Annotated in this window: 14 protein-coding genes; 6 read left to right on the top strand and 8 right to left on the bottom strand. The window is 61.6% G+C overall.

Annotated features, from left to right (window positions below):
- The first annotated feature begins 54 nt into the window (after positions 1-54).
- Positions 55-1,017, top strand: coding sequence for a nucleoside recognition domain-containing protein (locus O3W47_RS19565; protein WP_269314424.1), 963 nt, complete (start codon positions 55-57; stop codon positions 1,015-1,017).
- Between the two features lie 182 nt (positions 1,018-1,199).
- Here the strand turns inward: O3W47_RS19565 and O3W47_RS19560 are convergent, their stop codons facing one another.
- A complete protein-coding gene (locus O3W47_RS19560) occupies positions 1,200-3,221 on the bottom strand; it encodes a methyl-accepting chemotaxis protein (protein ID WP_269314423.1) in 2,022 nt (673 codons plus the stop codon).
- Between the two features lie 268 nt (positions 3,222-3,489).
- Between O3W47_RS19560 and O3W47_RS19555 the strand changes: the two genes are divergently transcribed.
- Positions 3,490-4,242 carry a TlyA family RNA methyltransferase gene (locus O3W47_RS19555; RefSeq protein ID WP_080817532.1) on the top strand — a complete coding sequence of 251 codons (753 nt, stop codon included), beginning with the start codon at positions 3,490-3,492 and terminating at the stop codon, positions 4,240-4,242.
- Positions 4,239-5,489, top strand: coding sequence for a class I SAM-dependent RNA methyltransferase (locus O3W47_RS19550; RefSeq protein WP_269314422.1), 1,251 nt, complete (start codon positions 4,239-4,241; stop codon positions 5,487-5,489). Before O3W47_RS19555 ends, O3W47_RS19550 begins: the two co-directional genes overlap by 4 nt.
- Here O3W47_RS19550 and O3W47_RS19545 read toward each other — a convergent pair whose 3' ends face one another.
- The 3 genes from O3W47_RS19545 to O3W47_RS19535 form a co-directional block, all read right to left on the bottom strand.
- The gene (locus O3W47_RS19545; RefSeq protein ID WP_065654334.1) at positions 5,490-5,813 is read right to left on the bottom strand and encodes a hypothetical protein; all 324 of its coding nucleotides are present in this window, start codon (positions 5,811-5,813) and stop codon (positions 5,490-5,492) included.
- 89 nt (positions 5,814-5,902) lie between these two features.
- A complete protein-coding gene (locus O3W47_RS19540; RefSeq protein WP_269314421.1) occupies positions 5,903-6,661 on the bottom strand; it encodes a crotonase/enoyl-CoA hydratase family protein in 759 nt (252 codons plus the stop codon).
- Between the two features lie 10 nt (positions 6,662-6,671).
- Positions 6,672-8,456, bottom strand: a complete 1,785-nt coding sequence (locus O3W47_RS19535) for an acyl-CoA dehydrogenase (RefSeq protein WP_269314420.1) — start codon at positions 8,454-8,456, stop codon at positions 6,672-6,674.
- A 220-nt stretch (positions 8,457-8,676) separates the two neighbouring features.
- Here O3W47_RS19535 and O3W47_RS19530 point away from each other — a divergent pair, with 220 nt between their 5' ends.
- A complete protein-coding gene (locus O3W47_RS19530; RefSeq protein ID WP_269314419.1) occupies positions 8,677-9,672 on the top strand; it encodes a transporter in 996 nt (331 codons plus the stop codon).
- A gap of 57 nt (positions 9,673-9,729) precedes the next feature.
- On the opposite strand, the gene O3W47_RS19525 is transcribed toward O3W47_RS19530, so the two are convergent.
- From O3W47_RS19525 to O3W47_RS19510, 4 genes are all read right to left on the bottom strand, one after another.
- Entirely contained in the window at positions 9,730-10,245 is a 516-nt protein-coding gene (locus tag O3W47_RS19525) for a BA14K family protein (RefSeq protein WP_269314418.1), read from the bottom strand.
- A gap of 223 nt (positions 10,246-10,468) precedes the next feature.
- Entirely contained in the window at positions 10,469-10,933 is a 465-nt protein-coding gene (locus O3W47_RS19520; protein ID WP_080817564.1) for a BA14K family protein, read from the bottom strand.
- Between the two features lie 186 nt (positions 10,934-11,119).
- Positions 11,120-12,202: a hybrid-cluster NAD(P)-dependent oxidoreductase gene (locus O3W47_RS19515; RefSeq protein ID WP_035237666.1), complete on the bottom strand. Its 1,083-nt coding sequence runs from the start codon at positions 12,200-12,202 to the stop codon at positions 11,120-11,122.
- A 7-nt stretch (positions 12,203-12,209) separates the two neighbouring features.
- Positions 12,210-13,454 carry an aromatic ring-hydroxylating oxygenase subunit alpha gene (locus O3W47_RS19510; RefSeq protein ID WP_078051484.1) on the bottom strand — a complete coding sequence of 415 codons (1,245 nt, stop codon included), beginning with the start codon at positions 13,452-13,454 and terminating at the stop codon, positions 12,210-12,212.
- 332 nt (positions 13,455-13,786) lie between these two features.
- On the opposite strand from O3W47_RS19510, the gene O3W47_RS19505 reads away from it, so the two are divergent.
- Positions 13,787-14,395: a DUF6656 family protein gene (locus tag O3W47_RS19505; RefSeq protein ID WP_035262032.1), complete on the top strand. Its 609-nt coding sequence runs from the start codon at positions 13,787-13,789 to the stop codon at positions 14,393-14,395.
- A 53-nt stretch (positions 14,396-14,448) separates the two neighbouring features.
- Positions 14,449-15,426, top strand: coding sequence for an L-threonylcarbamoyladenylate synthase (locus O3W47_RS19500; protein ID WP_269314417.1), 978 nt, complete (start codon positions 14,449-14,451; stop codon positions 15,424-15,426).
- Positions 15,427-15,450: the final 24 nt, after the last annotated feature.

The raw sequence follows: 15,450 nt of genomic DNA, 5'->3' as shown, positions 1-15,450 counted from the left end.
CAAATGCGAAGGAGCCGGGATTAGTGAATGGGAACAACCTTCATGGAGTCTCACATGTCACTTTTCCTGCCCGTCTGGCAAAAAACGCGGGAAACGCTTGCAATCTACTGGGTGCTTGTGCGGATCACGGTTCCCATCGCCATTCTGACAGAGCTGTTGTCGAGGATGGGCGCGATCGAGGCGGTGGCGCCTGCCTTTGCGCCGGTCATGAACCTCATCGGCCTGCCGCCGGAGCTTGGTCTTGCCTGGCTGACCGCGATGCTGGTCGGCATATGGGGTGCGGTGCCGCTCATCTTCACGCTTGTGCCCGCATCCTCTCTGACCGTTGCGGATATCACCGTTTTTTCGGCACTCATCCTGTTCGCCCATGGCCTGCCCATCGAACAGAAGATCATTGAAAAGGCGGGACCGGGCATGATCGTCACCACGGCGTTGCGCGTCGGCGGCGGATTGCTGTATGCCTTCATGCTGCATCACGTTCTGGAGGCGATGGGATGGCTGTCCGCGCCGGTAAACCCCGCCTGGATTGCGATGAGCGCCACGCCTGAATGGACCGCCTATTTCCTCGGCCTCGGGGAAACCATGGTCTGGATGCTCATCATCCTCCTGGCACTTTCCCTTTGCCTTGAAATCCTCAGGCTGACCGGCCTTCTGGCGCTGATGATGAAAGCGCTCTCGCCCCTGCTGCGTCTTGCGGGCATTCGCGGCGAGGCTGAACATCTCACCGCCATCGGCTTGTTTCTCGGCATTTCCTACGGCGCCGGCTTCCTGATCCGCGAGGCGCAATCGGGGACGATCTCGCCGCGTCAGGTGTTTCTGTCCTGCGTGTTCATGGGTTTTGCCCATAGCGTGATCGAAGACACGCTCGTGGTGATGTCGCTTGGCGCGGATGTCTATGGCGTTCTGGCCGGGCGACTTGTTTTCGCCATTGCCGCGACCGCCGGCATTGCCGCCCTGCTTCACCGTCTGTCGGATGAGCTGTTCTTTGCGCGGATGTTCCGGCTACAGGGCACATAGAGCATTTCCAGGAAAAGTGGACCCCGGTTTTCCGTAAGGAAATGCGCCAAAACAAAGAGTTGGAGTGTTTTCGCGATTCGAAGAAAAGCGAAAAAACTCTAAGCGGCGTTCCCAATCTGAAAAGACCGATGCAAAGGGGGCCTTTCGGCCCCCAATCCATAGGTTCGATCTGAAAGCCCGGCTCAGAACTCCGTCCAGTCCTGATCCTTGGCAGCCGGTGCTTCCGCAGCACCGCCGAAGGCGCGGGCGAGGCTCTGGCCAAGCGCACGGGCCGGCGAGGCGACAGGCCTTGCGGTTGCGGAGGCCGATTTTACCGGCGCCTTGCGGGCCGGTGCGGCCGGCGCGGGCTGGAAGGCGGGTCTGGCGGAAGACTGGCGCGGCGCGGAATAGCCGCCGGCACTCGCAACGGCAGCGCGTGCGCCATCCATTCTGAACTGGCCGAGCAGGCTGTTCAGCGCTTCCGCTTCGCGGGCCAGCGAATGGCTGGCGGCGGTCTGCTGTTCCACCATGGCGGCATTCTGCTGCGTGCCCTGATCCATGGTGTTTACCGCCGTGTTGATTTCCTGCAGGCCGGTCGCCTGTTCGCGGGAAGCGACGACGATGGCGCTGACATGGGCATTGATCTCCTCGACTTCCGCCACGATGAGTTCCAGAGCCTTGCCGGTCTCGTCTACCAGATTGACGCCGTTTTCCACCTGCTGGCTGGAAGCGCCGATCAGCGTCTTGATTTCCTTGGCGGCATTGGCGGAACGCTGGGCAAGCTCACGGACTTCCTGAGCAACCACTGCAAAGCCCTTGCCGGCATCACCGGCGCGTGCGGCTTCAACGCCGGCGTTCAGCGCCAGCAGGTTGGTCTGGAAGGCGATATCGTCGATGACACCGATGATGTTGCCGATTTCGCCCGAGGACTTCTCGATTTCGCGCATGGCGGCAACCGCCTTGCGGACCACGACGCCGGACTTTTCCGCGCCGGCGCGGGCGCGCTGGACCAGATTGCCGGCATCTTCCGCGCCGCGGGCGCTATCGCGCACCGTGGTTGTGACTTCTTCCAGAGCTGCGGCGGTTTCTTCGATGGAGGCCGCCTGTTGTTCGGTGCGGCGCGACAGGTCGTCGGCGGCGGAGAGCATTTCCGAAGCACCGGCATTGATCGCGGCTGCGTTCTCACCGACGGTGCGCAGCGCCTGCTGGAGTTTTTCGACGGCGCTGTTGAAATTCACACGAACCGGATCAATGGCGGGCGCAAAAGGCGTCTCGATGCGATAGGAGAGATCGCCATCCGCAAGAGCGGCAAGGCCCTTGCCAAGCTCGGCGCTGGCGAAAGAGCTGGCGGCTTCGTCCTTGGCCTTTTCTTCCTCGTTGCGGCGGCGTTCAGCCTCCGTCGCGGAGCGCATGCGATCGGTCTCGCCGGCAAGGCGGGATTTTTCCAGCCCGGCTTCCTTGAAGACCAGAACGGCCTTCGCCATCTTGCCGACTTCGTCGCCACGATCCGTGGCCGGAACTTCCGTTGTCAGATCGCCATCGGCGAGCCGGCTCATCGCCGCCGTCATGCCGACGATGGGCGTGACGATGGAGCGCGACAGCGCCCAGATGAGGGCAACGGCCAGAAGACCGGCAACGGCACCGCCACCCAGAAGCGCATATTTGAGGTTCAGTGCGGCTGCCTGCTGTTCTGCCGCGTAAGCGGCGGACAGGCTGTTCAACTGTTCCTTGATCTTGGCGGCGGAGGCGCGGAAGCCGTCGAGCTGGCCCTTGGCCTGATTGCGGCCGATCTCGATGATTTCGGAAATCGGCGCTTCGGTCGTCTTGCGTGCGGCGATCTGCGGTTCCGCCAGTTCCTTGAAGAACACGGTGGCGGATTTCTGCATGTCATCGATGGATGTCAGAATGTCCGGCCGGCCGACGGCCAGCGCGCGGGCTTCGTCCAGCTTCTTCAGCATCAGGTCGCGCTGAGCGAAGACGTCATTATAGGTGCTGTCGCTGCGAAACAGCAGGAAGCCGCGCTGGTTGACGGCCTGTTCCAGCATGGCGGCCGTCGCGCCATCCACGGCCTGGATGATATCCTTCGTGCGGTTGTTTTCGATCGTGACACGCTCGCTCCCCAGCGTCTGCCAGAATACGACCGCGGAAGCGAGCAGGCACACGCTCATCAAGGCACAGAAGGTGGCTATGAGCTTCAGATTGATGGGGAGGTTTTTAAGCGACATCGCAAACTCTCTCGGCGACCCGATGCCTCGAAGCAAGCGTCTGCGTTGCAACGGCCGCAATTTTGTGGATGGGAGGAGATGCCGTCATGGCAGGTTCCGGTGGCCGCACGGGCCTTGTGCACAAAGTGCAATACAAGCCTTTATATTGGATTAATCGAACATTCTGACTTTGCGGTGCAACATCAATGGGCGACAGCGGGCATCGCCGGCCCGTTTCAGCGATAAATCGCTTGCATCGGCGGGGTTTGGCGGTCATTGACACGGGACCATGTCCAAAACATCTGAAAATGAACGGCTTGACCAGCTTCTCGTGTCGCTCGGCCACTTCGCCAGTCGCTCGCGTGCGCGCGACGCGGTTGCGCGCGGCACCGTGAGCGTCAACGGTAAAATCGTCACCAAACCGAGCCAGACCGTCGCCGGCGACGCCGAAATCGCCATCAGCGATCCCGCGCAGGCCTATGTTTCGCGCGCAGCGCTGAAGCTCGTGGCCGCGCTGGATCATTTCCGGCTCGACCCGTCGGGCCATGACTGTCTCGATGTCGGCGCATCGACCGGCGGTTTCACCGAGGTGCTGCTGGAGCGTGGCGCAAAACACGTCACCGCCATCGATGTCGGCCACGGGCAGATGCATGCAAGGATAGAGAACGATCCGCGCGTGACCAATCTGGAAGGGCTGAATGCGCGTTTCCTGACGGCGGACGATATCGATGACCGGCCCATCGGCTTCATCGTCTCCGACGTGTCCTTCATTTCGCTGAAGCTCGCGCTTGCGCCGGCACTCGAGCTTGCGGAAGCGGGCGCGCTGGCGGTTCTGCTGGTGAAGCCGCAATTCGAGGCGGGGCGCGACGCCATCAGCAAGGCCGGGCTGTTGAAAGAACCGGAAACGGCACCTGCCGTGGCCGCCGAGCTGGAACGCTGGCTGACCGAGGACATGGGCTGGAAAAGCCTCGGCCTCATTCCCTCGCCAATTTCCGGCGGCGACGGCAATATCGAATTTCTTCTCGGAGGCGAAAAGCCATGAGCACACAGACCGTCACCATCAAGAGCCTCGGCGCGCAGGGCGACGGCATCGCGCACTGTCCCGATGGCCCGGTCTATGTGCCCTTCGCGCTGCCCGGCGAAACGGTCGCCATCGCCAAGCTCAAGGATCACGGCACGGTCATGTCCATTGCCGAAGCCTCGCCGGAGCGCCGTGAACCGGCCTGCCGCCATTTCGGTCCCGATGGCAAGAACGGCACCTGCGGCGGCTGTTCGCTGCAACATCTGTCCGACCAGCCTTACCATGCCTACAAGCGGGAGCTAGTGGTTTCGGCGCTGAAATCGAAAGGCCTGACGCCGCCGGTCGACGATCTCGTCATCTGTCGCCCCGGCGAGCGCCGCCGCGCGGTGTTTGCCGCCCGCAAGACGGAAAAGGGCCTGCTGCTCGGTTTCAGCCAGGCGAACAGCCATCACATCGTCGCCATCGAGGAATGTCCCGTCACCTCGCCCGGCATCGTTTCGCGGCTGGATGCCATCCGCGCCATCGGGCTTTCCATGGTGGCGAATGCCGAACCGTTCCGCATCACCGTTCTCGAAACGCTCTCGGGTCTCGATATTTCGGTCGAGGGCATCAAGTCGGTCAGCGACAAGCAGCGGCGCACACTCACCGAAACGGTGCTTGCCATGCGCGGCATTGCCCGTGTTTCGCTCTCGGGTGAAATTCTGATCGAACCGCAAAAGCCGATCATCGAATTCGGCGGCGTTGCGGTTTCCCCGCCGGCCGGCAGTTTCACGCAGGCGACGAAGCAGGCGGAAGACGCCATGGCCGAGCTGGTGCTTGCCCATATCGGTAAATCCAAGCGCATTGCCGATCTCTTCTGCGGTTCCGGCACTTTCGCGCTGAGGCTCGCGCGCATCGGCAAGGTGCATGCGGTGGAAGCGGAAGACAAGCCGCTAAAGGCCCTGGACTTCGCCGCCCGCAACACGCAGGGCCTGAAGCCGGTGAGCGTCGAGAAACGCGACCTCTTCCGCCGGCCGCTGATGACAAGCGAACTGAAGAATTACGATGCTGTCGTGTTCGATCCGCCACGCGCCGGTGCGGAATTCCAGTGCAAGGAACTGGCCCGCAGCACGGTGAAGAAGATCGTTGCGGTGAGCTGCAATCCGCTGACGCTCGCGCGCGATCTTACCATTCTCACGGAAGGCGGCTATCGCATCACCCGTGTCACGCCGGTCGACCAGTTCCTGTGGTCGCCGCATGTGGAAGCGGTGGCGACGCTGGAGAAATAATCACCAGGCCGTATCGACCGTGCCGTTACCGACCACGCCCGAGCAGCGGCAGGCGCCGCCCACGCGGCCCCGCTCGATGGGGCAGACATAGGGCCGGCGGCGATTGGCGCTCTCCGGCGGGGTGATGACGCAGACGAAACGGGCGCGGCGCTGGCGGTCGCGGTTGCGGCCGGAATAATAATCCGAGCCATCGTCTTCGGTAATGACGGATTGCGCCAGAATGATATTGCCGGCCGAAGCCGCCGGAGGGCGCGTTATCGCCGCCGCTTCAGTGACAGTGGCGGCGCAGAGGAAGACGGACAGGGCGAAAACGACGTGACGCATGCGGGTGGCTTTCGGGCGATGACGTTGCATTATGTAACCCAACCCATATTGCCCGGTTGCTTAACCGCAAGGAATTCCTGCCGGAACGCTTAACGACGCATGAATGCCTCGAAGGCGGCGCGCGCCTCGGCGCTTTGCAGTTGCGCGATGAAATGACGGCCTTCCTCTTCGATGCGGGCGAGAAGGTCGGCCGGATTGCCGCGAACCAGATCGCGGGCGATCTTCAGCGCCTGCTGCGGTTTGGCCGCAAGCCGGGTGGCGAGCGCCAGCGTTTCGCTCTCCACATGTTCAGGGGCGACAACTTTCCAGATCATTCCGGCCTGCAATGCCTGCTCGGCGGAAAAACCTTCGCCCATAGCAAGCAGCGCAAAGGCGCGCTGATGTCCCATGAGTTTCGGCACGAGCAGGCTGGAGGCCGCTTCCGGCACCAGCGCCAAATCCACGAATGGGGTCTTGAACAGGCTGCGGCTGGAGGCGACCGTCAGGTCGCAATGCAGGTTCAGCGTCGTGCCGATGCCGATGGCGAGCCCGTCGACGCCGGATACCATCGGCTTTTCGAAGGCGACGAGCGCTTTCAGAAGCTCAAGCGCGGCAAGCTTGCCCTTGCCGCCCGACATGGCGAAGGCGAGGAAATCGGCCATGTCGTTACCGGCGGAGAAGCAGCCTTCCGTGCCGAGAAAGGCGACGACGCGAATTTCCGGGGCCGCATTGGCGGCATGCAGGGCGTCTGCCATGCGCAGATACATGGCATCGGTGATGGCGTTTTTCTTGTCCGGCCGGTTGAAGCGGATGGTCAAGACTTCCGGCGCATGGCCGACGCGCTCGACGAGAATGTGTTCGTCCGACATCTGAGCCTCCTCAAGCCAATACGGTGCGGGCGGCGGCAAGGCTTGCCGCGCCGGCAATAACGCGATCCTTCAGCGCCGCCGTTTCCGCCAGCAGATTTTCCGCCGCGAAACGGCAAAGGGCTGCGCGATGCCCGCTCTTGCCATCATCGACGGCGGCCAATGCACCCTTGGCGAGATAGGCGCCGGTGAGCGCCAGGCCGAAGAGTCGCTGATAGGGCGTCGCGCCGGCGAGCGCGGTTTCGGTTTCGCCTGCCTTGATGCGATCCAGCAGCCAGTCGGTCGCGGTTTCCAGATCGGCGAGGCTGGCTTCGAGATAGCGGGTCGTCTCGCCGAGATCGTCGCGGTTCGACGCGGCTGTGCGGGCGGCGATCTCGCGCAGTTCGGCGATGAAACCGCGCACCTGCGCGCCTTCGGAAAGCGGCAGCTTGCGCAGCACCAGATCGATGGCCTGAATGCCGTTGGTGCCTTCATAGATCGGCGCGATGCGGGCATCGCGCAGATAACGCGCCGCGCCGGTTTCCTCGATGAAGCCCATACCGCCATGCACCTGAATGCCCATGGAGGCGACATCGACGCCGGCATCGGTGGAGAAGGATTTGGCGATGGGTGTCAAAAGGGCAGCGCGCTCCTGCCAGTGAGCGCGCTGCCGGGCGTCTTCGCTCGCATGCGCCATGTCGATGGCGTGCGCGCAGCTGAAGGAAATCGCCCGCGATCCTTGCGTCAGCGCCTTCATCGTCAGAAGCGTTCTGGCGATGTCAGGATGTTCGATGATCGGGCTCATGCCGGAGCCCTGCCAGCCGGGCGCCTTGCCCTGCGTGCGCTCCCTGGCATATTCGATAGCTTTCTGGGTCGCGGCTTCGCAGATCGCCACGCCCTGCATGCCGACGGCAAGGCGGGCGTTGTTCATCATGGTGAACATGCAGGCAAGACCCTTGTTCTCCTCGCCGATCAGCCAGCCAAGCGCGCCCTTCCCTTCCCCGAATTTGCCGTCACCGAAGATCATCGTGCAGGTGGGCGAACCATGAATGCCGAGCTTGTGTTCGAGCGAATGGCAAAACAGATCGTTGCGGCTGCCCGGCGCGCCGTTTTCATCGGGCAGGAATTTCGGGACGAGGAACAGCGAGATGCCGCGCGTGCCGGCCGGCGCATCCGGCAGGCGGGCGAGAACGAGGTGGATGATATTGTCCGCCGCGTCGTGTTCGCCCCAGGTGATGAAAATCTTCTGGCCGAAGATGCGATAGGTACCGTTACCATTGCGCTCCGCCCGGGTCTTCAGGACACCAAGATCGGAACCCGCATGCGGCTCGGTGAGGTTCATCGTGCCTGTCCATTCGCCGGAGACGAGTTTCGGCAGATAGGTGCGCCTGAGGTCATCGCTGCCGTGGGCGACAAGGGCTTCCACCGCGCCCATCGTCAACGTCGGCGCCAGCGCAAAGGCCATGGAGCCGGAATTCCACATTTCGAGTGCGGCGACATTCAGCATATGCGGCAGGTTCTGCCCGCCGAATTCTTCCGGCGCCGTCAGGCTGTTCCAGCCCGCTTGCGCCCAGCGGCGGTAAAGATCGGCCCAGCCATCCGGTGTCGTCACCTTGCCGTCGGCAAGCTTTGCGCCCTGGCGGTCGCCAATGTCGGCGAGCGGCGCGACCTCTGCGGTGGCGAAACGGCCGGCTTCGTGCAGAATGGCATCGACCAGATCTTCCCCAAGCTCTCCCAGCGCACCCGTCGACAGCGCGTCTTCAAGACCCGCTACATGTTTGAGTGTAAAGGCGATATCGTCCACCGGCGCGCTATACATGCTGCCTCCTCCCGAAGCTCTGGCATCTTGCTACTGCCTTCGGGCTAAATGATTTTTACGTAAACGTCAATTTGAAAATTCCCGTCATTTCGGCGGGATTGTTATAAAACTGTCATATGAATTTGCTCAGCATGCGCTGAAAGGCGCCTCGCCGCCGCCGCTCCCACACCGGAACGACGAACGCCTCCCCCCTCCCATCCAGCCGGTCAGGACTGCCACGATGGATCTCGTAACGCCCGTTATTCCCGGCCTTGTCTGGGCCTATCAATTTCATCCCGGTACAGCCCCCTGCCGACGGCTCGCGCCCGATGCCGGCTTTCAGGAAATGGCGGAGTGCGAAGGGTTCTTCTGGTTGCACCTCAACCTCGCCGATCAGCGCGTGGCGGGTTTTCTCGAGACCATCGACGGTCTCGATCCGGCAGCACGAGCAAGCCTCACCACCCATGAGACGCATCCGTCCATCGTGGTCGATGAAAAATCGCTTTACGGCACGCTTGTCGATTTCCAGCGGGAATTCGACAAGGAAACGCGCGATTTCGGCTGGCTGCATTTTTCGGTGAGCGACCGTTTCATCATCACCACCCGCCTGCAGCCGCTGCATTCGGTGGACCGGCTGAAGGCGGCGGTCGACAAGAATTCCAACCGTTACCTCACGCCGTCGCATGTCTTCGAGGGGCTGGTGGCGGAATTCCAGCGTTCGCTCATCAATCTGGTGATGGAGACGACGGAAGAACTGAACGCCATCGAGGATATGGTCTATGACAGCGAGAACCGTGACGAACGGCGGCGTCTTGCCCCGCTGCGCCGCACCGTGGTTCGCCTGCACCGGCATCTGCGCACCGTGCTGACCCTGATGCGGCGAGCTTCGGCCGCCGATGATGACGAGATGCCGAATGGTTTTGAGGATGTCGCCTCACGCCTGATGGGCCGTCTGGAGGCTGTCGACCACGACGTCTACGCCCTGCAGGAGCGGGCAAGGCTGCTGCATGAAGAAATCGATTCCAAACTCTCGTCGGAAACCAACCGGCACCTTTATATTCTGTCGCTGATGACCGCATTCCTGCTGCCGCCCTCGCTGGTCACCGGCTTTTTCGGCATGAATACGGATGAACTGCCGTTTACCGTCGGCACGGGCGGCACATTGTCGGCCAGCATCTTCATCGCGATTTCGGTTGCTCTCGCCTGGTTCGTGCTGAAGCGCGCGCAGATCCTGTAACGCAAAGAGCCGCCCGGCAATGACCGGACGGCTCTTTCAATTTCAGCCTGTATTCTATCAGCTGTAAGGCGAATAGCAGGGCTGGCGCGGACCATGGTAAGGCTGGAACGTGTTGCTATAGGCATCGTAGGAACGATAGCGGCCATAGCACCAGTTCACATGCGCCTGGCTCAGCCCGCCGCGGCGGACCGGGCGATATTCGCGATAGACCGGGCGCGGACGATATTCCGGTACCGGGCGGTAGACTTCACGCGGCTGCGAGAGTGCGCCGCCGATGATCGCGCCCGTCGCAAAGGCTGCGAGCGGGAACCAGTAACCGTCATGGTGACGATAGCCCGGGCGGTAATCGCGATAACCACGGTGGCCGCGATACCAGCCGCGACGATCGCCCCAGCCGTCGCGATCACGCCAATATTGGACATTAACGACATTCCGGCTTGCATCATTGCCGGCGGTCTCAACGCTCTTCGGCGCGATCGGCAAAGGCATTGCTGCTTCCGCCGGAACAATCGCTCCCGCAACCACAATCGCAGAAAGACCGACAGCCAGGATATTCTTCATATAGCTTCTCATCTGACTTCCTCCATTCACGACGGTCAACAGGCCGTTCTCCGTGAATAATAACACTTTTTTATTCTCATTCGGCCAGTTTTTCGGTCTGGCTGTAACATTGCAGGTTGCAGGCTAGGCGTTTTCGCCTGAACCCAGCATTAACGATCCCATCACGCTTCGTTTACCCGATCCGGCAGCCGGAAAACAAAAGCCCGGATCAAAATCCGGGCTTTCGAAAATCCTGTCAGCGGCTGTAAGGCGATACGCATATGCGGCGCGGACCGCTGTTTGGCTGATAGGTATTGTCGTAAGCGCGGTAGGACCGCCAGCGGTTCTGGCACCAGGAAACATGGCTGCCGCCATAGGCCGGGCGCGGCTGCTGCATGGCGCCGCCGATGATCGCGCCTGCCGCGAAGGCTGCCAGCGGGAACCAGTAACCATTGTGATAACGGTAACCGGGGCGGCGATCGCGATAACCACGGTGACCATTATACCAGCCGTCACGCGGCGGGCGCGGGCGATACATGCGGTCGCCGTGCCTGCGGTCGTATCGGCGATCCCATTCACGGTACTGCACCGGCACGACATTGTCGGTCGAAACCGCCGGCTTGGGCATCGGAACAGGGACCTGGAACGCCTGCGACGGCGTAAAGCTGGTGAGGAACACGATCATCGCAGTGGCGACACTCGTTGTCCGGAAATTCATCATGATCTTCCTCCGTTTGCTTCAGCGCGTTGCACCCGCGCCTTTTCACCCACTCGCTCTTGTCGGAGATATGGGACAGCCCCGTTTCATGCCCGAAAAGAATTCGATGACGTGCAAACGAGTTTAGAGAAATTTGGTTCCAAGACAACCATCCGGTGAAAGACCGATAAAATGAAACGCCTGCTCGTGTCAGGCTTCCACCTTTACATCGGTCAACGGACGTGAGCAGCAGGCGAGAATATAGCCTTCCTCGATTTCCTCATCGAGAATGCCGCCATTGTGGTTCATCTCCACCTCACCGGAAAGCTTCAGCACCCGGCAGGTGCCGCAAATTCCCGATTCGCAGGCCGCCCCGATACGGACCCCGGCGGCGCGCGCCGTCATCAGAACCGTCTGGCCGGGCTGGCAGGGCATTTCTTTGCCGGAAAGGGTGAAACCCACCATCGACAGCGCCTCGCCATCCGCCCCGGTGAGGACAGTTTCACCAACGGTGACCGGCGCGGCCGGTGCGAAACTTTCCTGATGATAGCGGCTCATGTCGAAGCCGGAGGCATCGAGCATCGAGCGGACGGCGGCCATGAACGGCTCCGGCCCGCAGCAGAAGACGGTGCGCTCCATGAAGTCATGCGCGAGCAGCGCGATCTTGGCCTTGTCGACCATGCCCTTCAGGCCCGACCACAGATCGGTGCGGCCGCATTTCTCGACAATGAAGCCGAGAGACAGGTTCGGCATGAACCGGGCGAGATATTCCAGCTCGTGACGGAAAACGATATCGCCGGGTGTGCGCGAACAATTGATGAAGGCAATATCGCTCTGCGGCGCGCGGTCGCTCATGTCGCGCACCATCGACATCATCGGCGTAACGCCGGATCCTGCCGAGATGAACAGATATTTGTCGCCGGGATGCTTGACGTAGGAAAAGTCGCCGAGCGGCCCGAGCGCCCGGATTTTCATGCCGGGCTTCAGGTTGTCGAACATCCAGCGCGTGCCGATGCTGTTGGCCTGCGCCTTGACCGTGACCGACAGCGCATAGGGCCGCGACGGGCTGGAGGACAATGTGTAGGTGCGGTAAAGCGGCTCCTTGCCCACCGGCAATTCCAGCGTGACGAACTGCCCCGGCAGATAACGGAACCAGTTCTGATCCTCCGAGCGGAACAGGAACGTCATCACATCAGGCGTCTCGGGCGTCACCGAGATGCACTCCAGAAGCTGGAGCTTGTCGCTCCATGGCTTCATCTCGTCAATATGCTTATAGGTCACAACCATATTCATCTTCGCATCACGCTACAGCCGAAAGCCGGGCCTTATCGCCCGAGAGCCGGTCGACCATGAAATCGGAGTACCAGTTGACGAACTGCATCACGCCGCCCTCGTCCTCCATGGAATAGGGGCCGGGCTCGTAGGCGGGGGAACGAATGCCGAAGGCATTTTCCTCGACGATGCGGCGGTCCTGGTCGTTGGTCTCGTTCCAGACGTGAGTGAGGTCTTCGAGATCATAGTCCACGCCTTCGACGGCATCCTTGTGCACCAGCCATTTGGTGGTGACCATGGTTTCCGTGGCGCTGAGCGGCAGCACCCGGAAGGAAATGGTGTGATCGCCGAGGAAGTGGTTCCAGGTCGTCGGATAATGGAACAGGAGCAGCGCGCCGATATGGCTGATGCTGACATCGTCAGACAGCGGCCGGCGCACGGCGCGCTTGCCGGACATGGTGTAGCTTTCCGCTTCGCCGATCAGCGGCATGCGGGCGACGCGGAACTGGCCCTTGGGGTCGATCTTGAAACGGCTCGGCAGGCCGGCGGCCTCGCAGCGCGCCCAATGGCCGCCGATCTCGGGATCGCTCGCACCGCCGTCCGTTCCCGTCACGCTCGGGTTTTCGGGATAGGTGCGGCAGAGTTCCGGGTGGTTGGCGGCGCAATGGTAGCACTCGCGGTTATTTTCCCAGACGAGCTTCCAGTTGCCCTTTTCGATGATGGTGCTCTCATGCGCGACCTTCGCCTCCCAGATGCGGTGCGGCGCCATGTAGCTCTCGACTTCCTTGCGCATGGGCTCGAAATCGGCCGGCTGATCGGCAAGGCAGATGAAGACGTAACCGGCGACGGTTTCGCAGGCGACCGGCTTCAGGCCGAAATCGCCCTTGTCGAACTCTTCTCCCATGTGACGTGCAAAAAGCAGCTTGCCGTCGAGATCGTAGGTCCACTGATGATAGGGACAGACGAGGCGGGCCGACTGGCCCTTCTGCGTGGTGCAGACGCGCGAGCCGCGATGGCGGCAGGAATTGTGGAAGGCGCGGATCTGCCCGTCACGGCCACGAACGATGACCACGGAATAGGCGCCGACCTGCACGGTGAAATAGCTGCCGGACTTCTGCACTTCGCAATCATGGCCGACAAACAGCCAGTCGCGATACCAGATCGTTTCCATATCCAGCTTGAAATAATCCGGGTCCGTGTAGAAGGGCTGTTCCAGGCTGAAGCCTTCGCGGCGGTTTTTCAGCTGGCGCAATACGGTATCACGCAATTCCATGGCCAAATCCTCGATCAAACCGCCCTGCCCGACACCATTTGCGGGGTTGCGGAAGCATGTCCTCATCTAAACACCGGCGCTCATTTGCGGCAGCACAAACAGCGACATTACCTTCCGCATTGGCGACAAATTGCGACATGCGCAATTCGCCCTCTCAGCCCATTCCGTTGGGAAATCCGACAGCTATTCAATGACGGAAATGACGTCGCAATATGACGCATGATGGCGCGCGTCCTGCTCCCCACCCATTAAAAAACGGGGGATGCGGCGCAACGGAGTATTAACGCGCCCTAAATTATCTTGCCGGATCGACAGCAACGAGGGTGTTCCCGGTGGAGAAGGCGACACGCATACGCTATTTCGATGCGAGCAGGCATTCGGTCACACCGATACGCTCGAAGACCGCGCATTCCGATTTCCTGCGGACAGGGCGTATCAGCCGTTATGAAGAGCGATGGCTGCCGAAAGAACGCGTCTATTACAGCCATGACGAAGTGGCTGCGCTGACCGGGCGAAAGCTGGAAGCTGCCGCCGATGCCACCCACAGCCGTCTGAACGGCTTTCACCAGTCCATCCGTTTTCCGAAGATGGTTTTCCACCATCTGCTCAATGACCGGCCGCATCTCGGCTATTGTCACGTCACGGCGGCGAAAACCAGCTTCGATGCCGAGCGCCATGTGCTCTGGTCCTTCTATTTCGCGAATTTCTTCGCCGAATTGAGCGGGGCCGAAAACTTCTTCGAAAATATCGATGCGCGCTATTCGCGGATGTATTTCGCCGTCGCCATCAACGCGCTTCCCGATCAGGAAATCGCCGTCGATACCTCCGTGCACCGCGGCGGCCTGCTGTTCCAGACTCACGATCCGCGCGTGGCGCTGAAAAACGTGCTCATGCTCGGCGCGCGGTCCGAGGAGATGCGCAGGATCATCAAGGCGATATAAAACTTTCCATAGGCCTCTGAAATACGCTATTGACCGCCCTGAAAGGCAGCATCATGGCGCGTCATATCGATATAGACAAAGAGCGGGAAACGGCCCTGCAGGCATCCGTGGCGGAGCTTGCCGCCGGCCAGCCCATCGCCCTGCCGACGGAAACGGTCTACGGCCTTGCCGCCGACGCCACCAATCCGGCGGCGATTACCCGCATTTACGAGACAAAAGGCCGGCCGCAGTTCAACCCCCTGATCTGCCACATGGCCGATATCGCCATGGCCGAACGTTACGCCGTCTTCGACCCGATATCGCTGAAGCTCGCCGAGGCCTTCTGGCCCGGCCCGCTGACGCTGGTGCTGCCGCTGAAACCGGCAAGCGACATTCATTCGCTGGCGACAGCCGGTCTCGATACGGTCGGCATTCGTGTGCCGCAGGGTTTTGCCGGCGATCTGATCCGACGCTTCGACAGGCCGCTCGCCGCCCCCAGCGCCAATAGTTCCGGCAAGATCAGCCCCACAAGTGCCTCCCATGTGGAGGCGGATCTCGGACAGAAGATCAATCTCATTCTCGATGGCGGCGCGGCCGCCGTCGGCGTCGAATCCACCATCGTCAAGGTGGAAGAGGATGGCCGGGTGCGGCTGCTTCGTCCCGGCGGCATCGTCACCGCGGACATAGAGCGCATTGCCGGCAAACGGCTCGAACGGCCGAAAAAAGCCGCCGCCGCCATTGAAGCGCCGGGAATGCTGGCCTCGCATTACGCGCCGGGAGCTGCCGTGCGCCTTCACGCCACATCGGTTCTGCCGGGCGAAGCGCTGATCCGCTTCGGCGGCATCGCCATTGCCGGCGAAGCGACGGCGCGCACCGTGCTCGATCTCAGCCCTTCCGGCGATCTTTCCGAGGCCGCCGCCAATCTCTTCGATTATCTCAAAGCCGCCGATGCGAGCGGCGCAGACATGATCGCCATCACCGCCATTCCCACCCATGGTCTCGGAGAGGCGATCAACGACCGCCTTTCCCGCGCCGCCGCGCCGCGAGGCTGACGGCACCCAATCCTTTCGCCCATG

The sequence above is a fragment of the Agrobacterium sp. LMR679 genome, from assembly GCF_027157905.1.
Classification (GTDB): Bacteria; Pseudomonadota; Alphaproteobacteria; order Rhizobiales; family Rhizobiaceae; genus Agrobacterium; species Agrobacterium leguminum.
Note: the sequence above shows the minus strand (reverse complement) of the source record. Positions and strands in the feature narration are given on the sequence as shown.

What these genes read in the sequence shown, in the direction of transcription:
- O3W47_RS19565 (WP_269314424.1), top strand. Translation starts at nt 55, where the DNA reads ATGTCACTTTTCCTGCCCGTCTGGCAAAAAACGCGGGAAACGCTTGCA.
- O3W47_RS19560 (WP_269314423.1), bottom strand. Translation starts at nt 3,221, where the DNA reads ATGTCGCTTAAAAACCTCCCCATCAATCTGAAGCTCATAGCCACCTTC.
- O3W47_RS19555 (WP_080817532.1), top strand. Translation starts at nt 3,490, where the DNA reads ATGTCCAAAACATCTGAAAATGAACGGCTTGACCAGCTTCTCGTGTCG.
- O3W47_RS19550 (WP_269314422.1), top strand. Translation starts at nt 4,239, where the DNA reads ATGAGCACACAGACCGTCACCATCAAGAGCCTCGGCGCGCAGGGCGAC.
- O3W47_RS19545 (WP_065654334.1), bottom strand. Translation starts at nt 5,813, where the DNA reads ATGCGTCACGTCGTTTTCGCCCTGTCCGTCTTCCTCTGCGCCGCCACT.
- O3W47_RS19540 (WP_269314421.1), bottom strand. Translation starts at nt 6,661, where the DNA reads ATGTCGGACGAACACATTCTCGTCGAGCGCGTCGGCCATGCGCCGGAA.
- O3W47_RS19535 (WP_269314420.1), bottom strand. Translation starts at nt 8,456, where the DNA reads ATGTATAGCGCGCCGGTGGACGATATCGCCTTTACACTCAAACATGTA.
- O3W47_RS19530 (WP_269314419.1), top strand. Translation starts at nt 8,677, where the DNA reads ATGGATCTCGTAACGCCCGTTATTCCCGGCCTTGTCTGGGCCTATCAA.
- O3W47_RS19525 (WP_269314418.1), bottom strand. Translation starts at nt 10,245, where the DNA reads ATGAGAAGCTATATGAAGAATATCCTGGCTGTCGGTCTTTCTGCGATT.
- O3W47_RS19520 (WP_080817564.1), bottom strand. Translation starts at nt 10,933, where the DNA reads ATGATGAATTTCCGGACAACGAGTGTCGCCACTGCGATGATCGTGTTC.
- O3W47_RS19515 (WP_035237666.1), bottom strand. Translation starts at nt 12,202, where the DNA reads ATGAATATGGTTGTGACCTATAAGCATATTGACGAGATGAAGCCATGG.
- O3W47_RS19510 (WP_078051484.1), bottom strand. Translation starts at nt 13,454, where the DNA reads ATGGAATTGCGTGATACCGTATTGCGCCAGCTGAAAAACCGCCGCGAA.
- O3W47_RS19500 (WP_269314417.1), top strand. Translation starts at nt 14,449, where the DNA reads ATGGCGCGTCATATCGATATAGACAAAGAGCGGGAAACGGCCCTGCAG.